This window comes from Noviluteimonas caseinilytica, assembly GCF_018406605.1.
Taxonomy (GTDB): domain Bacteria; phylum Pseudomonadota; class Gammaproteobacteria; order Xanthomonadales; family Xanthomonadaceae; genus Noviluteimonas; species Noviluteimonas caseinilytica.
On record NZ_AP024545.1, the window covers coordinates 1,100,979 to 1,120,974 of the forward strand.

Consider the following 19,996-nt stretch of genomic DNA (forward strand, 5'->3'; position numbering starts at 1 on the left):
CGTTAGGCGAGGAGGCGCTCGGCGAGGATCGCCAGCTCCATTTCCCGGTTCTTGATGAGTGATTGCATTGCTTCGCGCTCCGCGCGCGCTAGCCGTTCGAGGTCGACAACAACACGTTGCTGCTCGAGCGGAGGAATTCGGATTTGTGTTGCATCGAGTACCGAGCGACGCACGCTGAGCTGGTGGCTGCCTTCCGCCGATTGGCGGAGGTAGCGCTGGGCCGGTGGCTGATTGAGTTGCCAGGCCAGGAACGCCGGAAGCACGTAGCCGGGTTCTTTCACCCGCACTACGTAGATGTGTTGAGAGCAGACCGTTCGCTCGGGCGCGCGAAGGACCGGGGCGGCATAGGCATTGGAGCCCTTAGCCACGAAGAGCACGTCTTCGTCCTTCAGCCAGTCAGGATCCTTTCGGCCTTCCAGTTCGGTGCGAAGGAGGGCGTCGCAGTCTCTGAGACCGTGGCGGCTTAAGTCACGTATCTGAACCACGCGGGCGCTGCCCCCCTCGACCTGCGGCACCGCTCCTCGGAATGGGTGCCCCAGCCGGACGTCAGCGATCTCGTTTAGAAGAGCATCATTTGCCATGATGCGCAGATTGCTTGACACGACCGATCGCTGTCAAGTACAAATGCGCCATTGCCGATGATGCAAGGAAAGTGCAGTGGCGCCTGTGAAGAAAGCCGATAAGAAGGCCGGACGGTTCTCGACCCCTGAGCCGGTCCGGCAGTTGGTTTGGGTTCGGGCCGCAGGCCATTGCGAGCAGTGTGGCGCGGACGTCACCCAGGATTTCCGAACCGGCAAGAACTTCCGCTGGGCCGAAGTTGCCCATGTTCTGCCGGCCAGTCCTCAGGGCCCGCGCGCGACGCTGGGCCACGACGAAGACGCTGCCAAGCGCCTTACGGCAGACCCGGGCAACCTGATGCTGCTGTGCCCGTCGTGTCACGAAAAAATCGATATCGACGCGGATGGGTATCCGCTGGAGGACTTGTCGCGCCAGCACCGGGATCACGTGGAGCGGGTCCGATTTGCGGCACGGCGGGGAGAAACCCAGCGCGCTACCGGTTTGGTCGTGTTGGGCGGCCATTTCGCGACGGAGAACGTCGTTCGGGCCAGGGATCTCGCGGATGCGATGTTGTCCGAAGGGCTATGGGCCGAAGGACCGATCCATGTTCTTAAGCTTCGCCGGCCAGGTGACCGTGGTCGCGACGATCTGTACTGGTGTGCGGTTGAACAGGATATCGACGAGGAGCTGCGGGACCGTCTGAGCAAGCGCACGAGCGCCGATGGCGATCCCCTCAGCCTGGCCGTTGTCGGGCTCGCGGACATCCCATCGTTGATTCGGGTGGGGCGCCAGCTGGGCGACCGCAGCAATCGCTTCTTGTATTCGAAGGATCGCAGCGGAGGCTTGCGTTGGACCGATCCGGATGCACCGCCTCCGACCTGGACCTACACGCCGGCACCGAGCGGCGACGGACCACTCGCGCTTGTTCTCGCGCTGTCCGCGGAACTGGCTGACGACGCAATTCTCCAGGCGCTGCCCGGCGCGCGCATCGCACGGTTCACCGTGCCGCTGCCGGAATATGCCCTTGTGCGGAACCGGAACACGATCGACTCGTTCCGCAGCGCCCTCCAGCCGCAGCTCAGCCAGCTGGAAGCGAGCACATTCGAGCCCATCCATCTGTTCGCGGCCGTGCCGGCGGCGATCGCCATCGAGTTTGGGGCTTTGCTCTCAACCCAGCATGCCCATCCCTATCGAATCTATGACCGGGGCGACGGCAACCGCTTTGTTCCGATGATGGATCTCGGTCCACGCCGCTGACGCCCCTTCACCTTAGGAGTCAACATGGATACATCCGCCACAACTACCGCCGCCGACGCCCGCCTTGCCGCATTGCTGGAAGAAGTGGATCTCCCCGAGCGCGCCTACGAGCTCGCGGAGAATCGCTATGAAGATCTCGCCGAGTGGATCGGGCGTCCCGGGTCGGCGCTTGCGCCGTACGACTCGCACATCTTCGTTCAAGGCTCATTCGCCCTGGGGACCGCGATCCGTCCCGTGAACGACGGCGAGGAGTACGACCTCGACTTCACCTGCAAGCTGAGGCGTGGCATCTCCAGGGACACGCAAAGCCAGGCTCAGGTTAAAGCTGTGCTTGGCGGCGAACTGGAGGCCTACCGCGTAGCGCGCCAGATCCAGAAGCGGCTTGATGAAAAGAGGCGGTGCTGGCGCTTGGGCTACCGGGATGACATGCCTTTCCACATGGACGTGGTGCCTGGCATTCGGGCGGACGAGCTCCGCCGGCGCGAACTGCGCGAACTGATGGAGCAGAAGGGTGTTGAAGGTCCCATCGCGCAGGAGGCTGCGAGGCGGGCCTTGTGGATCACGGACATCCGGAATCCCGCTTATCGCGCACTCGGTGCGGCGTGGCCTTCGAGCAACCCCGGCGGGTACCAGCTCTGGTTCAGATCGCGGATGCGGGCTCTCGAGAAGCGCATGCTGGCGGAGGCGCAGGTGGACCCGGTACCTGTGTATCGCAGCAAGAGTCCGCTCCAGCAGGTCGTGCAGCTGCTCAAGCGCCACCGGGACAAGATGTTCAAGGACTTGGTGGACGCCAAGCCGGCATCGATCATCCTGACTACCGTGGCGGGCCACGTGTATCAGGTGGGCGACTCCCTCTCGCAGACGATGAGGCGCGTGCTCGATGAGCTTGAGCGCATCCGGGTCTCGGATACGGACAAGATTCTCAACCCGGTGAACCCGGCGGAGAACTTTGCCGATCGCTGGGGGTGGCAGGACTGCGCTCACCTCCAGTTGAAGAAGAACTTTCATGACTGGGTGAGGCAGGCGAACAGCGACTTCACTAAGGTGATGAGCGATGCGTCGCGGCAGCGGATGGTGGAGGTTGCCGAGGACGCGCTTGCGGTCAAGCTGTCGGATGACACGTTGCGGCGTCTGGGCTACGGGGCCGCGCCTGCCCAAGCGCCTGTCCGTGTGGTTGCGGCTGCCGAGGCGCCGCCCAGGCCGTGGGCGCGCTGAGTAGTGCGTTTTTCGCAGGACAATGTTGATGACCTGCTGAACGCATGGCCTAGCTTGCGTCGCGTACCCAGCATGCGCGCTGATGCGACCGTACTGGAGGGGCGGCTTGAGTTCGTACTCGAGCCGCCCGGATTCCCACCTGTCGACGACTGCTACTCGGTTCGCATCGAAGTGCCTCTGGGTCCTACGGAAAGCGTTCCGGAAGTGTTCGAAACAGGGCGGCGAATTCCTCGGGACTCTGATCACCACGTTAATCCGAATGGCGCGCTGTGCCTTGGATCGCCGTGGCGAGTTCAGCAGCTTCTCGGTCGTCCGGTGTCCCTTGTCGCCTTGGTGGAGCGTTGCGTCGTCCCCTTCTTTTATGCGGCCACATGGCGTGCGCAGGGAAACAATGAGTACCCGTTCGCCGAACTGCCCCACGGGCGGGCCGGGCTTCTGGATGACTACTCATCCATTCTGGGCGTCGAGCGCTCCGCAGCGGTTCTCCAGGCACTGGAGGCCTTGGCGCGGCGTCGGCGTGAGGCGAACAAGCTTTCGTGCCCATGTGGCTGCAGGGTTCGTTTGGGACGGTGCCGATACCGATTTGTGCTCGATAAACTGAGGCAGGGGATGCCGAGGTCTTCCTTTCGGCATCTTCGCGATCAATTCAGGCTTGAGTACCCGCCCGAAATGCCACCGCGGAGGGCGCGCCGTAAGCTGCGCTCTTGGCGCACGCAAGGCCGACGAGGCCGGAAAAATTGAGGCGTTTCTCCGTAGCGTGTGAAACGGATCCAATGGACTCAGGCAACGATCCATTGTTGTAGGTTGAAGGATACGAGTAAGGATGCGAGTAACGTCCAATTCTCCGAGTTCATTCAATCTCGGTGTTTCAATAGCTTAGGGCCATCAATTTGGTTGCTGGTGGCCCACCAAATCCGCCGCGATGCGCTTCGCCATGTATCCGTAAAACGGATTCCACGTCAGCCGCGTCAAGCTCGCCTCCGACATCACCAGCGCATTGCGCTCGCCCCGCACCGCGATCGCCCCCAGCTGCAGCACGTTCCGCCCCGAAGGAATCCGCCCATAGAGCGGATCGTCCTCCGGAAACGGCAACGCGACGTGCGACAACGAGTACACGTCCTTCGGATACGCGAGCCCGATTGGCTGCACCTGCACGGCGTTCGCACCGGCCGGTCGCGTGCGTTCCACCACGTTTGCATCGTCATCCGACGCCGCACCTACCAGCGTCAGCGTGTACGCATGCGCCGGCCCCTGCATCGCTGCCTGCGCCCATTCGTTGCCGGCCGTACGCAGCATCGGCCCGAGCACGCGGTTGTGGTTGACGTCGAACAACACGAGCTCGCTGCGGTTGTCCGGCAACCTGTCGAACAACTGCGTCATCACGCCTTGCGCGGTCACCGTGTCGTCCACCACCGACTGGAACGCCAGGATCGGCGGCACCTTGTCCATGCGTTGCTGCTTCGCCACCGCGTCCATCGCCACGCGCAGGTCGTCGGTCACCAGGTACGACTCGCGCGCCGCGCGCACGGGGAACGAGTTGTACTTGAACGGGTTGTACTCGGGCAGCTGGTCGAGCCACGCCGACCGCGCGTAGCGCCCGAACATCGACGGCCATCCCGCCACGCCCGCATAGCGCGCGAAGCCGCTGACTTCGATCATCGGCGAGAGCAGCACGATGCGGTCCGCGTCGCTCGCCTCGCCGCGCCCGATGCGGCGCATCACGTGCAGCAGCGCGAGCGCGCCGCCGTTCGAATAGCCGACGAGGTGCACGGGCACGCGACCACCCGCGCGACGACGCGCTTCGGCCATCGCCATGTCCACCGCCGCGTTCCATTCGTCGCGGCCTTCGTGCGTGAGCCCCGCCGGCACGGTGCCATGGCCGGGCATGCGTGGCGCGAACGCGACGAAGCCCTGCCGTCGATACAACTCGGCGAGGCTGCGCATGCTGTACGGCGAATCGGACAATCCGTGCAGCAGCACCACCACACCGCGCACCGGGCCCGCGGGTTCGAGCACGAAGGAGCGGTTCCAGTCGCGGTCGTAGGCGAGCGGCGAGGCCTTGCTCGCATCGTTGTAGCGATTCAGCGGCGTGCGATCGGCAGGTTGCATCTCGCGCTGCAGGCGGCGATGCACCTGGTCGAACGTTGCGTTCTCGGCCGCGATGTACGCCTGCCAGGAATCTTGCGCGATGACATCGGCGCTCGGTTCGTCCGGCGCGAAGGTATGCCACGGCCGCAGTGGCGGCCCCTGCGTCGAATGCCAGGCGCGCAGTCCCACCAGCACCAGCACGACCAGCGCCACCACCACGACGCCCTTGCGCACCAACCTGCCGAGACCGAAGGCCACGCGTCGCCACATCGTCGCCATGCGCCCGCTCCTGCCACGCCCGATGCGGCGCATGGTGGCACAAGGCCGTCTTTCGCTAGAAGGCGAGCGCGACGTTCACGCCAGCGAACCAGTTCCGCCCCGGTGCCGGCTCGAAGTAGCGCCCGTTCGTGTCGCCCACGATGACCGACCCGATGTAGCCCACGTCGGCGATGTTGTCGACGCGCACGTACTCGCGCCACGTCCACTTGCCCGCGGTCTGCGCGAAGCCGACGCGCAGGTTGCCGAGCGTGTACGCCGGCGCGGCATCGGTGTTGCGATCGTTGGCCTGCAAGCGCCCGACGTACTGCACTTCGGCCGCGGCGCTGAAGCCGGCCCAACCCCCCGGCGTCCACGTCACCACGCCGAAAGCCTGTTTCGGCGGCACGCCGGGCAGCCGCGTGCCGGCGGGCACGACGACGGGCGGTGATCCGGTGGAGAAGCTTTCGCTGAAGGTCGCATCAAGCCACGAATAGTTGGCGTGCAGGTTGAAGTGCGTGCCGAAGTCCGCGTCCCACGCGGCCTCGAATCCTCGCCGTCGCGTCTTGCCTGCGTTGCGATACGTCGTGCGGCCGCCGGTCGCGGTGTCGACGACGATTTCCTGGTCGGTGTCCGCACCGAACACGGCTAGGTTGAGGCGCTGCGTCGCCGTCGGCAGCCACTTGATGCCGGCTTCCAACGACGTCGACGTCGCCGAATCGAGCCCGAGGTTCAAGCCCGCCCCCGTCGGCCGGTACGCGAGCTCGGCGAGCGTCGGCGTTTCGAAGCCCTGCCCGTAACTCGCGTATACGTTGAGCGTATCGCTCGCATGCCACACGAGGCCGGCGATCGGGCTGGTGTCGCGGTACGTGCGCGATCCGCTGTCGTCGGGATTGGCGCCGACGATGTAGTGATCCTCCGAGTCGTAGTCCACGCGACTGGTGCGCAGTCCCAGCGTAAGCGACAGCGCGTGCAATGCATCCCACGTCAGCTCGGCGTAGGCGTCGGTGCTCTTCACGGTGTCGTCTTCGTTGCGCCGCAACTCGCCCTGCACGCCGAAATTGTTGACGAAGCCCAGGCGCGTCTCGCGCATGCGGTCGGCGTCGACGCCGAGCGTCAGTACCCACGGCCGGTCGGCCAGGGCACCGCGCAGGATCAAGCGCGCGCCCAGCCCGCCGAAATCACGATCGAGGTCCACCACGCCGCCCGACGATGTCGCCCCCACGCCCGTCAACGCGAGGAACTGCCGGATCTCGCGTCGTCCGTCGTAACCAGTGACGCGCAACATTCCATCGCCCGGCAGGTCCTGCTCCAGCGCGACGCCGCCCTGCACCATGTCCACGCTCTTACGCGTGTCGAACAAGGTTGCGACCGATGTCGCCTGTCGCGGATCCGCATCGACCTGCGCTTGCGTGAGCCCGAGTGGATCCTGCGATTCCGGCTGGTGCTGCGAACTTCCGATGACCGTGATGCGCGTGCGCGCGGAGGGCGCGAATGTGAACTTCGCGTTGACCACGTCGCGCGTCGCCGCGGAATGCTCGCGGTACCCATCGGTGTCGAAATGATTCGCCGCAACCACGTACCCAAGCTTGCCCGCGGTACCGTTGGCCTTGAGCTCAGCGTTGTAGGTCGCGTCGCTGCCCGCACTCAGCGCAAACCCGGCCACCGGCGACGCGCCGGGATCTTCGGTGAACACCGAAATGACGCCACCCGACGCATTGCCATACAGCGTGGAAAACGGACCGCGCAGCACTTCGATGCTTTTCGCCGACAGCAGGCTGAAACTCCCCGTCTGGCCCTGCCCGTCGGGCATCGTCGCGGGAATGAAGTCCTGGTACAGCCGCACGCCGCGCACGCCGAACGTCGCGCGCCCGCCGTAACCGCGCGAACTGACCTGGATGTCCTGCGCGTAGTTGTTGCGGTTGGCCGCGAACACGCCGGACACGCGCACCAGCGGTTCGGAGAGATTGATGCCGGGTTGGCCGTCGCGGATCGTGGCGCCGTCGACGACGTCGATGGACGCGGGCACATCGAAGCTGCGTTCGGCGCGCTTCGTCGCGGTGACGACCACCGTATCGAGCATCGCGGGCGTGGGCGCCGTCGTCGCCTGCGCGAAGGCCGCCAGCGGGCAGGCGAACAGCAGGGCGCCGGCCGGGAGTCGCGCGCGGCCCGCACGTGTCATCGCATCACCTCCGATCCGTTGTCCGCCACACTACACGCACCGATCTCCAGGCTCCGTCCATGCAAGACGACACGCGCCCCACCCCCGCCACGATCCTGCTGCACAAGCCCGTTGGCTTCGATGCCATCGAAGGCCGACGCCAGGCGGCGGGGCTCGTGAAGCCCGCGGCGCGCTGGAGCGAAGACCCCACCGGCATCGAACTGCTGGACCAGCATTTCCATCGCCTCACGCCGCTGGTGCCGCTGGATACCGAAGACAGCGGCCTGATGGTCTTCACGCAGGACGGGCGCATCTGGCGCCACCTCACCGAGGACATCGAGCGGATCGAGCAGGAATTCATCGTCGAAGTCGACGGCGAGATCGCGCCCTACGGGCTCATCAAGCTCAACCATGGCCTGCGTTTCGGCCGCCGCGAACTGCCGCCGTGCAAGGTGAGCTGGCAGAACGAAATCCGCCTGCGCTTCGCGATCAAGAACCCGGAGTCCGGGCAGCTGCGCGACATGTGCAGGCAAGTGGGGCTGGAGGTCGTGGCAATCCGCCGCATCCGCATCGGCAAGGTGCCGCTGGCGAAGATGCCGGTCGGCGATTGGCGTTACCTGCCGGCGGGTGAAAAGTTCTAGTGACCCGCAACGTCCTGTTCGTCTGCAGCCGCAACCGGCTGCGTAGCCCGACGGCGGAACACGTGTTCGCCGACTGGCCCGGCGTCGAAACCGCGTCCGCCGGCCTGGACCACGACGCGGACACGCCGCTGTCGCCCGAGTTGCTGCAGTGGGCCGACGTCGTGTTCGTCATGGAACGCATGCATCGCGCGAAGCTCTCGACCCGCTTCCGCGCGCACATCGGCGGCAAGCGCATCGTGTGCCTGGACATCCCGGACGACTACGCCCACATGGATCCGGCGCTGGTGGCGCTGTTGCAAACGAAGGTACCGCGCCACCTCTGAGCTGGTGCGATTACTTCACCACCGACAGCTTCACCGTCTCTTCGTGGTGGATGTTCATCAGCGACTCCAGCAACTGCTCGTCCGCGCTGGAGCACACACCCAGCAGCAGCGCTTCCTCGCAGCCTTCGGCGGCGATGTACGCATGGCCCATGTTGGAATCGATGTACACCGATTCGCCGGCCTCGAGCACGATCGGGTCGTAGAACTCGGTGTGCACTTCCGCGCGACCTTCGAGCACGTGGATGTATTCCTCGCCCGGGTGGCGCACGAGTTCGCCGAACTCCTCGATGCTCTTGGCGCGCACGCGCGTGAGCACGGGGATCATGCGTTTGCGGCGCAGTTCCGGGCAGAGATAGAAGTAGTCGTAGTTCGGCGTGGTGACGCGCACGGCGTCGTCGATGCGGCCGATGCTGCGGCGCGCGGTGATCGCCTGTTCGTGCACGTCTTCGTCTTCGGCGAACAACTCCGACATGCGCAGGTTCAACCGCTGGCTGATCTGCAGCAGCTTGTCGTAGGTGAGGCTGAGGCGGTCGTGCTCGACCTTCGACAGCGTGGACAGCGGGATCCCGCAGCGCTGGCTCATCTCCTTGAGCGTCCAGTCGTTCCTGGCGCGCAGGGACTTGAGGAGGCTGCCGATGGTGGGGTGCTGTCGGGTCATGCCGGTCATTGCTCCTGGTAAGAGGGCCCCTTCCTGGGGCGCCACAAAAGTACAGCTTCGGGGAGATTCTAGGTCTACATGACCAAAGTAGGTTGACAATTCTCCGATCAGGATGGTTATTCTCCTGAACGGCTCATTGGGCGCAGGGGGCGCCCGGGGCCACCGACATTTTCGAGGGGAGAGGAACCAGATGCACCCGATCAAACGAGGTCCGCTGTCCGCCGCGCTGCTTGCGTTCGGGCTCGCGTGTACGACCGCCATGGCGCAGCAGTCGCCCGTGGTCCAGCCCGCCGCAACGCCGGTGGTGCCGCAGGCACCGGCCACGTCCGCCGCACCGCCGCCGGCCGACGCCATGCCCGCGCCGGCCGAGCGCCTGAATGCGACCGACCTGGAAGCCTGGCTCGATGGCTTCATGCCCTACGCGCTGGAGCAGACCGACGTCGCCGGCTCCGTGGTGGTCGTCGTCAAGGACGGCAAGGTGCTGCTGAAGAAGGGCTACGGCTTCTCGGACGTCGCCAAGCGCACGCCGGTGGACGCCGACAACACGCTCTTCCGCCCCGGTTCGATCTCCAAGCTGTTCACCTGGACCTCGGTGATGCAGCTCGTCGAGCAGGGCAAGCTGGACCTGGACGCCGACGTCAACCAGTACATCGACTTCAAGATCCCGCCGTACGAAGGCAAGCCGGTCACGCTGCGCAACATCATGACCCACACCTCCGGCATGGAAGAGGTGATCCGCGGCCTGATCGCCAACAACGAAAGCGAGATCCTGCCGCTCGACGCCACGCTCAAGCACTGGATCCCCGCGCGCATCTACGCGCCCGGCACCACGCCCGCGTATTCCAACTACGCCACCGCCATCGCCGGCTACATCGTGCAGCGCGTGTCGGGCGAACCGTTCGACAAGTACGTGGCCAACCACATCTTCGCGCCGCTGGGCATGCAGCATTCGTCCTTCAGCCAGCCGGTGCAGAAGAACTTCCACGACATGACGTCGAAGGGCTACGACACCGCCTCCGACGGCAAGGCCAAGCCCTACGAGTACATCAACCTCGCCCCCGCCGGCAGCCTGACGTCCAGCGGCGCGGACATGGGCAACTTCATGATCGCGCACCTGCAGAACGGCGCGTTCGGCGACCAGCGCATCCTCCGCGAAGACACCGCGCGCGAGATGCACGAAACCGGCCAGCAGTCGGTCGGCCCGCTCAACAAGATGATGCTCGGCTTCTACGAAACCACCGCCAACGGCCACCGCGCGATCGCGCACGGCGGCGACACGCAGTGGTTCCACAGCGACCTGCAGCTGTTCCTCGACGACAACATCGGCATCTACGTCTCGACCAACAGCTCCGGCAAGGAAGGCCACGCCCGCCTGATCCGCGACGGCCTGGTCACCGCCTTCGTCAACCGCTACCTGCCGCCGAAGACCCCGGCCCCGGAAGCCGCTGGCGTCGATGAAAAGACCGCCAAGCAGCACGCACAGATGATGGCCGGCTCGTACAACAGCAGCCGCCGCGCCGACTCCAACTTCATGAATCTCGTCTACATGCTTGGCCAGACGAAGGTCACCGCCAACGAAGACGGCACCATCAGCGTCCCGATGTTCGCCAGCTACAGCGGCGCCCCGAAGAAGTGGCGCGAGATCAGCCCGTTCCTGTGGCAGGACACCAACGGCGGCGATCGCCTCGCGGCCGACGTCGTCGACGGCAAGGTGACACGCTTCAGCGCCGAACCGTATGCCTCGATCATGGTGTTCCAGCGCGCTGCGTTCTGGCAGACGCCGCCGGTGTTCCTGACGATGCTCGTCGGCAGCCTCGTCGTGCTGCTGCTCACCGTGCTCGCCTGGCCGGTGTCGGCGATGGTGCGTCGCCACTATGGCGTGCGTTACGCGCTGGCGGGCCAGGATGCGCGCGCGCATCGCTGGATCCGCATCGCCTCGCTCGCGGTGCTCGCCTCGTTCGGCGCGATGTTCGGCCTGGTCGTCGCCATGCTGTCGAACTTCGACCTGATGACGCCCGCGCAGGACGGCATGATCGTCGCGCTGCGCTCGCTCACCACGATCCTGTTGCCGATCGGCGCCGTCATCGCGGTGTGGAATGCCTGGAAGGTGCTGACCAGCACGCGCAGGAAGTGGGCGAAGCTGTGGGCCGTCGTGGTCGCAGCCGCCTTCCTCTCGCTGCTGTTCATCGGATTCGCTTGCCACGTCTTCGGCTTCTCCGCCGACTATTGACGTACCCCCGCGCGGCGGTTCACGCCGCCGCGCATTTTTTCCGGGACTCCATCGTGATCCAGACCGACCGCGTCAAGCTGGTGCTGCGGAATGAACTGCTGCGCCTGTCAGAACCCTTCCGCATCTCCGGCCATGTGTTCGAAGCCTCGCCCGTCACGCTCGTCAGCCTGCAACAGGGCCACGCGATCGGCCGCGGCGAAGCGTCCGGCGTGTACTACACGCGCGACGAACCCAGCGACATGCTCCGCACGCTCGAATCGATGCGCGATCGCATCGAGGACGGCCTCACGCGCGAAGACCTCCTCGAACTCCTCCCACCCGGCGGCGCGCGCAATGCGCTCGACTGCGCCTTGTGGGAACTCGAAGCACGCGTGGCCGGCATGCCCGCGTGGCAACTCGCCGGCATGGGCAAGCCGAAGCCGCTGACCACCACTTTCACCGTCGGCGCCGATGCGCCCGAGGTGATGGCGCAGAAGTCGCTCGGCTACACGCACGCACGCGCCATCAAGCTGAAACTCACCGGCGACGTCGACCTCGACATCGCGCGCCTGCAGGCCGTGCGCGCCGTGCGTCCCGACACCTGGATCGGCGTCGACGCCAACCAGGGCTACGTGCCCGACACGCTGCAACGCCTGTTGCCCGCGCTGGTCGAGGCGAAGGTGTCACTGCTCGAACAACCCTGCCGCCGCGGCCGCGAACGCGAGCTCGACGGCATCGATCGCGTCGTGCCCATCGCCGCGGACGAAAGCATCCTGTCGCTCGCCGAGCTGGAAGAACGCGCGCAGTGGTTCGATGTCGTCAACATCAAGCTCGACAAGTGCGGCGGCCTAACCGAAGGCCTGTTGATGGCGCAGCGCGCACGGGAGATGGGCCTGAAGGTGATGGTCGGCAACATGGTGGGCACGAGCCTGGCGATGGCGCCGGCGTTCCTGCTCGGCCAGTTCTGCGACATCGTCGACCTGGACGGCCCGTTGTTCCTGCAACGCGACCGTTCGCCGGGCGTGGTGTATTTCGACGGCTACGTCGATTGCCCCGCGTCGGTGTGGGGTTCGCCGGACGTGCTGCTGTGAATGCAACGACGCAGCGGGTCGCCGGGGCCAGCTGGCTGAAACAGCCGCCGGGCCTGGCGATCCTGTTCCTCACGCAGATGTGGGAGATCTTCTCCTACTACGGCATGCGGACGCTGCTGGTGTACTACATGACGAAGCAGCTGCTGTTCTCGCAGCAGCATGCTTCGATGGTGTACGGCGCGTACATCGCGACGTTCTACTTCACGCCGATCCTCGGCGGCCTGGTGTCCGACCGCTGGCTGGGGCGCAAGCGGTCGGTGATCATCGGCGCGGCGATCATGTCGCTCGGCCATTTCCTGATGGCGTCCGAATCGCTGCTGTATTTCGCGCTCGCGGCGATCGCGTTGGGCAACGGCCTGTTCCTGCCGAGCCTGCCGAGCCAGATCGACGATTTGTATGCGAAGGACGATCCGCGCCGCGGTTCGGCCTACAACTTCTACTACGTCGGCATCAATGTCGGCGGACTGCTCGCGCCGCTGGTGTGCGGCACGCTGGGCGAACTGTACGGATGGCATTACGGCTTCGGCGCGGCGGGCGTCGGCATGCTGGCGGGCCTGGCGATCTACACGCTCGGCGGCAAGTGGTTGCCGCCGGAACGCCCGAAGGCGCAGGACCTTGCGCCCGCCGAACGCATGCCCTTCGCCGCGATGAAGCAACGCATCCTCACGCTGTCGGCCGTGGCGATCTGCGTGATGGTCTTCCGCGGCGCCTACGAACAATCGGGCAACACGATCGCGTTGTGGGCGGACGTGGGGCTGGATCGCCACGCCGGGAATTTCCTCATCCCGATGACGTGGTTCCAGTCGCTCAATCCGCTGCTCGTCATTTTCCTCACGCCGTTGCTCGTTGCGTTGTGGACGAAGCAGGCGCGCGCCGGCCACGAACCCGCGCCCGCGAAGAAGATGGCGATGGGCGCGTTCGGCGTATCGATCGCGTTCCTGCTGCTCGCGCTCGTCGATGCGAGCGCGCAAGGCCACGCGCACTGGGTGTGGCTGGCCGCGTTCTTCGTCCTGTTCACCGCGGGCGAGCTCTTCATCCTGCCGATCGGGCTGAGCCTGTTCGCGCGCCTCGCACCCGCGGGTTATGCCGCGACGTCGATCGCCGCCTGGTACTTCGCGTCCTTCGGCGGAAACCTGCTGGCCGGCGGCCTGGGCACGTTGTGGAGCGCGATGACGCACAGCGCGTTCTTCGGCGTCATGGCCGGCGTCGCCGCACTCGCGGGCGTCCTGTTGCGCCTGCTCCATCCCGCCGTCGTGCGTGCCGAAGTGATGAATGGCCGCAGCCCCGACGAGCGGTCGCAATAACGATCCTTGATGGATTGACAATTTTCCGATCAGGATGCTTACATCCTGAAAAGGTCACAGCACACCTTCTGGGGAGATAGGGAATGCACATGCACCACCACCGCGCGCCGATGCGCCGCCACACGCTCACGTCCGCGATCGCACTCACGCTGGCCTTCGGCATCGCCGGGCCGGCCCTGGCGCAGCAGGCCGCGCCCGCCACCGCGCAGCAGCCGACGGCCACGCCGCAGGAACTGGACGTCGTCACCGTCACCGCGAACAAGCGCGAGGAAAACATCCGCGAAGTCGCCGTCGCCGTGACCAAGCTGACCGACCAGCAGCTGGAAAACATCAACGCCACGCAGATGTCGGACTACGCCAACTACGTGCCGGGCCTGCAGGTCCAGGATTCGGGTTCGCCGGGCCAGACGCAGGTGTCGATGCGCGGCATCGCGCCGCTGTCGTCGGGGTCCACCGTCGGCACCTACGTCGACGAAACGCCGATCGGTTCCAACAACCTCTACCAGCAGGCCACGCTGTTCGCGCTCGACCTGCTGCCCTACGACGTGGACAGCATCGAAGTGCTGCGCGGTCCGCAGGGCACGCTGTACGGCGCCGGCGCGATGGGCGGCCTGATCAAGTACGTGATGAAGAAGCCCGACACCACGCAGAACGAATTCCGCGTCGGCATGGGCATCGCCGACACGCAGGGCGCGGACGGCGCGTCGATCAACTGGCGCATCGGCGGCAACCTGGTGCTCGCGCAGGACAGCGTCGCGCTGCGCGCCAGCTTCGCCAGCAACGAGCCCAACGGCTACGTCGACAACTTCGTCGACGGCCGCAAGGACATCAACGATTCCTCGCAGGGCAGCGGCCGCGCCTCGTTCCTCTGGAAGAACGACAAGGCCAGCGTGCAGTTCAGCGTGATGAAGCAGCAGATCGACAGCCCGAACAACGCGATCATCGCGCTGGATCCGGTGTCGCACGAGCCGATCTCGGGCCTTTCCAACTTCGTGTTCGTCGATGAAAAGTTCAAGAAGAACATCGAGAACTACGCGCTCACCGTCGACTACGACGCCGGCTTCGCGGACTTCCTGTCGGCCACCAGCTACTCCGACGTCAAGACCTCGATCACCACCGACCAGACGCTGACCTACGGCGACTTCACCACGCTGTTCGGCCTGCCGCCCGGCAGCGCGTACCTCACCAACGACCTGCAGCTGAAGCAGTTCACGCAGGAATTCCGCCTGATGTCGAAGGGCGATGGCGCGTTAGAATGGCTGGTCGGCGGCTTCTACGACGACGAGCGCGGCGACAACCACCAGTTCGTGCCGCTCAACCAGCGCAACGGCCAGCCGCTGCCGCCGCCGTTCGCCGCGGCCGTGGGTTCGCTGGGCGACCTGTACCTGCCGAGCACGTACGAAGAGAAGGCGGTGTTCGCCAACGGCGCGTACAAGTTCACCGACCAGTTCAAGCTGGGCGCGGGCGTGCGCTGGGCGTCGAACGACCAGGAGTTCACGCAGGACGTCGTGGCCGGCCTGCTCGCGCCGATCGGCACCGAGTTCAACACCTCCAGCGAAGACGTGTTCACCTGGAGCCTCACGCCGCAGTTCCAGGTCAACAAGGACGTGATGGTGTACGGCAAGGTTTCGACGGGCTACCAGCCCGGCGGCCCGAACATCGTCGCCAACGGCCTGCCGCGCCAGGTCGATTCCTCCACGCTTACCAGCTACGAGCTCGGCATGAAGTCCGCGTTCGACGACAACCGCGTGCTGCTGGATGTCGTGGCCTACCAGATCCATTGGCAGGACATCCAGGTCGCCTCGCTCGTCAACGGCGTCAGCGGCCTGGTCAACGGCGGCGAAGCGACGAGCCAGGGCCTGGAAGTGGCGGCGATGTTCCGCCCGATCGACGGCCTCACGCTCGGCGTCAACGCGGCGTACAACGATTCGAAGATCGACGAAGACTTCCCGCTCATCACCGTGCCCGCCGGCGGCGGCGCCAACGTGCTGATCAACACGGGCCTGAAGGGCGATCGCATGCCCTACGTGCCGGACCTCACGTGGTCGGCGACGGCGGATTACTACCTTCCGCTCTCCGGCGACTGGGGCATGAACGTCGGCGGCGGTTTCCGCTACGTCGACGATCGCGTCACGGCCACCACGCAGCGCCAGGTCGTCGCGGTGGGCAGCACGGTGCTCGACACCGAAATCACGCCCGGCCTCGACATCGACAGCTACTCGGCGCTGGACCTCTACCTGTCCTTCTCCAACCAGCACTGGTCGATCCGCGGCTACATGAAGAACGCAACGGACGAACGCGCGTATTCGACGATGAGCGACATCACCAACCAGGTCACCGGCGTCACGCACCACACCGCGGCCACGCCGATCATGCCGCGCACCTACGGGCTCGAGGTCGACTACCGCTTCTGAGCCTCGAAGAAGATCGCCGCATGAACGTCCTGTTGCCCCAGCCTTACCTGTTGTTCCTCGGCGAAACCACGGAACCCGGCTATGCGAAGACCGCTTTCGGTCTTCGCGACTGGTCCCCGCAACGTTGCCTCGGCGAGTTCTCGCTGCCGGGCGCCACGGTCAGCACGGGCCTGCCGTTCCTGACCCCCGTGCAGGCGCGCAACGCCGGCGCACGGGCCATGGTGATCGGCGTGGCGAATGCGGGCGGGTTCATCCCGCAAACCTGGATCGGCGCCCTGCTCGAAGCGATGCAGGCCGGGCTCGATCTCGTCGGCGGCATGCACGCCCGCCTGCGCGACATCCCGGTGCTGCGCGATGCCGCGATGCAATACGGGCGGCGCCTGATCGATGTGCGCGAACCACCCGCGAAGATCCCGGTGGCCTCGGGCCGGCGACGCACGGGTCGGCGCTTGCTGACGGTCGGCACCGACTGCGCGCTCGGCAAGAAGTACACGGCGCTCGCACTCGCGCGCGCCTTCCAGGCGCATGGCGAAGCCGCGACGTTCCGTGCCACGGGACAGACCGGCATCCTCATCGCCGGCGGTGGCATTCCGATGGATGCGGTGGTGGCCGATTTCGCCGCGGGGGCGGCGGAACTGCTGACGCCGGATGCAGACCCGACGCACTGGGACGTGATCGAAGGCCAGGGCTCGTTGCTGCATCCGGCGTACGCAGGCGTGTCGCTCGCGTTGCTGCATGGCAGCCAGCCCGACGTGTTCGTCGTGTGCCACGAACCGGGACGCGATCGCGTGCTAGGGCATCCGGACTTCGCGGTGCCCGACGTGCTCGACGTCATCGATCTCACGATCCGCTTGGGATCGCGCACGTCGCCGCACATCCGCTGTGCCGGCGTCAGCCTCAACACCGCGAAGATGGACACCGGTGCGGCGTTGCGCCTGTTCGATCGCGAAAGCGAACGCCTCGGCATGCCGGTCGGCGATCCGATGCGCGGCGGCAAGGCGTTCGAACGCCTCGTCAAAGCCTGCCTCGCATGAGCTCCCGCTTCCAGCGCTGGATCCTGCCGGGGCTGGCGTTCAAGGCCGCGGTGATCGGTGGCGGTTATGCGACGGGCCGCGAACTCGCGGAGTACTTCATCCCGAGCGGGCCGCAGGGCGGCATGGCGGGCATCGTCGTCGCGATGCTGGCGTGGAGTACGTTGTGCGCGCTCACCTTCGCGTTCGCGCATGCGACGCGCAGTCATGACTACCGCAGCTTCTTCGCGTCGCTGCTCGGGCCGTTCGCGTTCGTGTTCGAACTGGCCTATCTCATCTTCATCGTGCTGATCCTCGCCGTCTTCGGCGCGGCGGCCGGCGCGATCGGGCAAGCGATGTTCGGGTGGCACACGCTGGTGGGCACCTTGCTGCTGGTGGCGGGCATCGGCGCGTTCACCGCGTACGGCAACGAGTCGGTCGAGCGCCTGTTCAAGTGGGTGTCGTTCTTCCTGTACGGCGTGTACGTGTTGTTCTTCCTGTTCACGATCCTCAAGTTCGGACACCAGGCGTCGCAGCAATTCGCCACGCCGGTGCCCACGGACGGGTGGCTGTCGGGCGGCCTGACGTACGCGGGCTACAACATCGTCGGCGCGGTGATGATCCTGCCGCTGGCGCGCCATTTCCTGACGCGGCGCGATGCCGTGGTCGCGGGCGTGCTCGCCGGCCCGCTCGCGATGCTGCCGGGCCTGCTGTTCTTCACCTGCATGATCGCGTGGTACCCGGCGATCGGCGCAGAAGCGCTGCCGTCGGATTTCATGCTGCGGCAGCTTGGCATGCCGCTGTTCCACCTGTGCTTCCAGGCCATGATCTTCAGCGCGCTGCTGGAAAGCGGCACCGCCTGCGTGCATGCGATGAACGAGCGCATCGCGGTGGCGTGGCAGGCGCGGCGCGCAAGCGATTTGCCGAAGCGCGCGCGGCTCGCCATCTCGGGCGCGCTGCTCGTGGGCTCCATCTTCATCGCGGCACGCTTCGGCCTGGTCGACCTCATCGCGCGCGGGTATCGCGCGCTCGCGTGGCTGTTCCTCGTCGTTTACGTGGTGCCGTTGCTGACCGTCGGCCTCTGGCGCCTGCGCCAGCGCGCGCCGCGCGTCGTACCCGCGCCGCAATCCTGATCCCAACACTCCAATGAAAGGAAACGCCGTGATGCTTCGACGTCTCGTCCCGACCGCGCTCGCGATGGCCGCCATGCTGGTGGTCGCCAACGCGAGTTTTGCCGCGCAGCCGGCCGACCTCGATGCACAAGTGCAGACCGCGATGCAGTCGCACGGCGTGCCCGGCATGGCGATCGCGATCGTCGAGGACGGCAAGGTCGTCCTCGCCAAGGGCTACGGCGTGCGCAAGCTCGGCTCGCCCGAGCGCGTGGACGCCGACACGATCTTCCCCACCGGCTCGACCGGCAAGGCGATCACCACCGCGGCGATCGCGGTGCTGGTCGACGACGGCAAGCTGAAGTGGGACGACAAGATCATCGACCACATGCCGTGGTTCCGCATGTACGACCCGTGGGTCACCAACGAAATGACGGTGCGCGACCTGCTCACGCATCGCAGCGGCCTGGGCCTGGGCGCGGGTGACCTGATGTTCGTGCCGAGCTCCTCGCGCAGCCGCGCCGACACGGTGCGTGCGTTGCGCTACATCAAGCCCGCGACGAGTTTCCGCAGCGGCTATGCGTACGACAACCTGCTGTACGCCGTTGCCGGCCAGCTGATCGAGGAAGTGAGCGGGCAGACGTGGGAAGTGTTCGTGCGCGAGCGCGTGCTGAAGCCCGCGGGCATGACGAGTTCGGTGACCGAGCAGTCCGCGCGCTTCGCCAATCCCAACCGCGCGTGGCCGCATGCGCGCCTGGGCGGCCGCGTGCGCGGCCTCGGCGAGCAGCGCGTGCTCGACGAACGCAAGACGCTCGGCGACAACGCCGCGCCGGCCGGTGGCCTGTCGTCGAGCGCCAACGACATGGCGCACTGGATGCTGGTGCAGCTCGGCCACGGCACGTGGACCGACGCCAACGGCAAGCAGGTGAAGGTCTTCAGCGAAGCGCAGTCGCAGCAGATGTGGACGCCCGCGGTCCTCACGCCCACGCCGGCGTACCCCGGCAAGCTCGCGCCGTTCTCGCCGAAGTTCTCGTCCTACGCGCTGGGCTGGAGCGTGCGCGACTATCGCGGCGCGAAGCTCATCGACCACGGCGGCGCGGTGTTCGGCGTGCAGACCTACGTCGTGCTGATCCCGGAGCGCAACATCGGCATCACCGTGCAGATCAACGCCGAAGACTTCCAGGTGATGCGCGCGATCGCGATGGAGCTGGTCGATCATTACCTCGACGCACCGGATACCGACTGGATGGCGGCGTTCGACGAATTCGCCAACACGCGCATGCAGGGTGGCGTCGCCGCGCTCGATGCCAGCGCGAAGGAACAAGGCGCCGCGCCGGGCAAGGCCTCGTTGCCGATCGCCGACTACGCGGGCCGCTACAAGGACGCCTGGTACGGCCCGATCGACATCCGCAACGAGAAGGGCGGCCTGCGCATCGACTTCACGCGCACGCCGGGCATGGTCGGGCGCCTCGAACACGCGCACCACGACACCTTCCGCGCGATCTGGGACGACCCGAACATCGAACCGGCCTATGTCACCTTCGGCCTCGGTGCCGACGGCAAGATCGACCGCGTGACGATGAAGGCCATCTCGCCGATCGCGGACTTCAGCTTCGACTACCAGGACCTGCAGTTCGCGCCCGTGCGCGCGGACTGAGCCCATCGCACCGCCGGCGGCGTAGGATTCGCCAATCCGCGCCCGC

At 66.1% G+C, this 19,996-nt stretch carries 15 protein-coding genes; 11 read left to right on the top strand and 4 right to left on the bottom strand.

What is annotated here, in order from left to right:
- Positions 1-2 precede the first annotated feature (2 nt).
- Entirely contained in the window at positions 3-602 is a 600-nt protein-coding gene (locus LYSCAS_RS05475) for a restriction endonuclease subunit S (RefSeq protein WP_244858674.1), read from the bottom strand.
- A gap of 55 nt (positions 603-657) precedes the next feature.
- Between LYSCAS_RS05475 and LYSCAS_RS05480 the strand changes: the two genes are divergently transcribed.
- Both LYSCAS_RS05480 and LYSCAS_RS05485 read left to right on the top strand, forming a co-directional pair.
- Positions 658-1,815 carry an HNH endonuclease gene (locus LYSCAS_RS05480; RefSeq protein ID WP_213436478.1) on the top strand — a complete coding sequence of 386 codons (1,158 nt, stop codon included), beginning with the start codon at positions 658-660 and terminating at the stop codon, positions 1,813-1,815.
- Between the two features lie 24 nt (positions 1,816-1,839).
- Complete coding sequence (locus LYSCAS_RS05485; protein ID WP_213436480.1) at positions 1,840-3,030, top strand: nucleotidyltransferase domain-containing protein; 1,191 nt, start codon at positions 1,840-1,842, stop codon at positions 3,028-3,030.
- Positions 3,031-3,915: 885 nt separating this feature from the next.
- Here LYSCAS_RS05485 and LYSCAS_RS05490 read toward each other — a convergent pair.
- Positions 3,916-5,397 (bottom strand): alpha/beta hydrolase, encoded by a 1,482-nt coding sequence (locus LYSCAS_RS05490; protein ID WP_213436482.1) that lies wholly within the window; start codon positions 5,395-5,397, stop codon positions 3,916-3,918.
- Between the two features lie 55 nt (positions 5,398-5,452).
- Positions 5,453-7,555, bottom strand: a complete 2,103-nt coding sequence (locus LYSCAS_RS05495) for a TonB-dependent receptor family protein (protein ID WP_213436484.1) — start codon at positions 7,553-7,555, stop codon at positions 5,453-5,455.
- A 59-nt stretch (positions 7,556-7,614) separates the two neighbouring features.
- On the opposite strand from LYSCAS_RS05495, the gene LYSCAS_RS05500 reads away from it, so the two are divergent.
- Positions 7,615-8,175 carry a pseudouridine synthase family protein gene (locus LYSCAS_RS05500; protein ID WP_244858676.1) on the top strand — a complete coding sequence of 187 codons (561 nt, stop codon included), beginning with the start codon at positions 7,615-7,617 and terminating at the stop codon, positions 8,173-8,175.
- Positions 8,175-8,498, top strand: coding sequence for a low molecular weight protein tyrosine phosphatase family protein (locus LYSCAS_RS05505; RefSeq protein ID WP_213436488.1), 324 nt, complete (start codon positions 8,175-8,177; stop codon positions 8,496-8,498). The genes LYSCAS_RS05500 and LYSCAS_RS05505 overlap by 1 nt, the downstream gene beginning before the upstream one ends.
- 10 nt (positions 8,499-8,508) lie before the next feature.
- Here LYSCAS_RS05505 and LYSCAS_RS05510 read toward each other — a convergent pair whose 3' ends face one another.
- Positions 8,509-9,156: a helix-turn-helix domain-containing protein gene (locus LYSCAS_RS05510; RefSeq protein ID WP_213436490.1), complete on the bottom strand. Its 648-nt coding sequence runs from the start codon at positions 9,154-9,156 to the stop codon at positions 8,509-8,511.
- A gap of 190 nt (positions 9,157-9,346) precedes the next feature.
- Here LYSCAS_RS05510 and LYSCAS_RS05515 point away from each other — a divergent pair, with 190 nt between their 5' ends.
- The 7 genes from LYSCAS_RS05515 (at position 9,347) to LYSCAS_RS05545 (ending at position 19,950) form a co-directional block, all read left to right on the top strand.
- Positions 9,347-11,386, top strand: coding sequence for a serine hydrolase domain-containing protein (locus LYSCAS_RS05515; protein ID WP_213436492.1), 2,040 nt, complete (start codon positions 9,347-9,349; stop codon positions 11,384-11,386).
- A 53-nt stretch (positions 11,387-11,439) separates the two neighbouring features.
- Complete coding sequence (locus LYSCAS_RS05520) at positions 11,440-12,456, top strand: dipeptide epimerase (RefSeq protein WP_244858677.1); 1,017 nt, start codon at positions 11,440-11,442, stop codon at positions 12,454-12,456.
- On the top strand, positions 12,453-13,760 hold the full coding sequence (locus LYSCAS_RS05525) for a peptide MFS transporter (protein ID WP_244858679.1): 1,308 nt from the start codon (positions 12,453-12,455) through the stop codon (positions 13,758-13,760). The genes LYSCAS_RS05520 and LYSCAS_RS05525 overlap by 4 nt, the downstream gene beginning before the upstream one ends.
- 89 nt (positions 13,761-13,849) lie before the next feature.
- A complete protein-coding gene (locus LYSCAS_RS05530) occupies positions 13,850-16,174 on the top strand; it encodes a TonB-dependent receptor (RefSeq protein ID WP_213436494.1) in 2,325 nt (774 codons plus the stop codon).
- A gap of 20 nt (positions 16,175-16,194) precedes the next feature.
- Positions 16,195-17,208 carry a DUF1611 domain-containing protein gene (locus LYSCAS_RS05535; protein ID WP_213436496.1) on the top strand — a complete coding sequence of 338 codons (1,014 nt, stop codon included), beginning with the start codon at positions 16,195-16,197 and terminating at the stop codon, positions 17,206-17,208.
- Complete coding sequence (locus tag LYSCAS_RS05540) at positions 17,205-18,317, top strand: YkvI family membrane protein (protein WP_213436498.1); 1,113 nt, start codon at positions 17,205-17,207, stop codon at positions 18,315-18,317. Before LYSCAS_RS05535 ends, LYSCAS_RS05540 begins: the two co-directional genes overlap by 4 nt.
- Before the next feature lie 31 nt (positions 18,318-18,348).
- On the top strand, positions 18,349-19,950 hold the full coding sequence (locus LYSCAS_RS05545) for a serine hydrolase (protein WP_213436500.1): 1,602 nt from the start codon (positions 18,349-18,351) through the stop codon (positions 19,948-19,950).
- The last annotated feature ends 46 nt before the right edge of the window (positions 19,951-19,996 follow it).

Excerpts from the sequence above, each read along its gene's own strand:
- LYSCAS_RS05545 (WP_213436500.1), top strand. The coding sequence starts at position 18,349 with ATGCTTCGACGTCTCGTCCCGACCGCGCTCGCGATGGCCGCCATGCTG.
- LYSCAS_RS05510 (WP_213436490.1), bottom strand. The coding sequence starts at position 9,156 with ATGACCCGACAGCACCCCACCATCGGCAGCCTCCTCAAGTCCCTGCGC.
- LYSCAS_RS05500 (WP_244858676.1), top strand. The coding sequence starts at position 7,615 with ATGCAAGACGACACGCGCCCCACCCCCGCCACGATCCTGCTGCACAAG.
- LYSCAS_RS05535 (WP_213436496.1), top strand. The coding sequence starts at position 16,195 with ATGAACGTCCTGTTGCCCCAGCCTTACCTGTTGTTCCTCGGCGAAACC.
- LYSCAS_RS05515 (WP_213436492.1), top strand. The coding sequence starts at position 9,347 with ATGCACCCGATCAAACGAGGTCCGCTGTCCGCCGCGCTGCTTGCGTTC.
- LYSCAS_RS05490 (WP_213436482.1), bottom strand. The coding sequence starts at position 5,397 with ATGGCGACGATGTGGCGACGCGTGGCCTTCGGTCTCGGCAGGTTGGTG.
- LYSCAS_RS05530 (WP_213436494.1), top strand. The coding sequence starts at position 13,850 with ATGCACCACCACCGCGCGCCGATGCGCCGCCACACGCTCACGTCCGCG.
- LYSCAS_RS05485 (WP_213436480.1), top strand. The coding sequence starts at position 1,840 with ATGGATACATCCGCCACAACTACCGCCGCCGACGCCCGCCTTGCCGCA.
- LYSCAS_RS05495 (WP_213436484.1), bottom strand. The coding sequence starts at position 7,555 with ATGACACGTGCGGGCCGCGCGCGACTCCCGGCCGGCGCCCTGCTGTTC.
- LYSCAS_RS05540 (WP_213436498.1), top strand. The coding sequence starts at position 17,205 with ATGAGCTCCCGCTTCCAGCGCTGGATCCTGCCGGGGCTGGCGTTCAAG.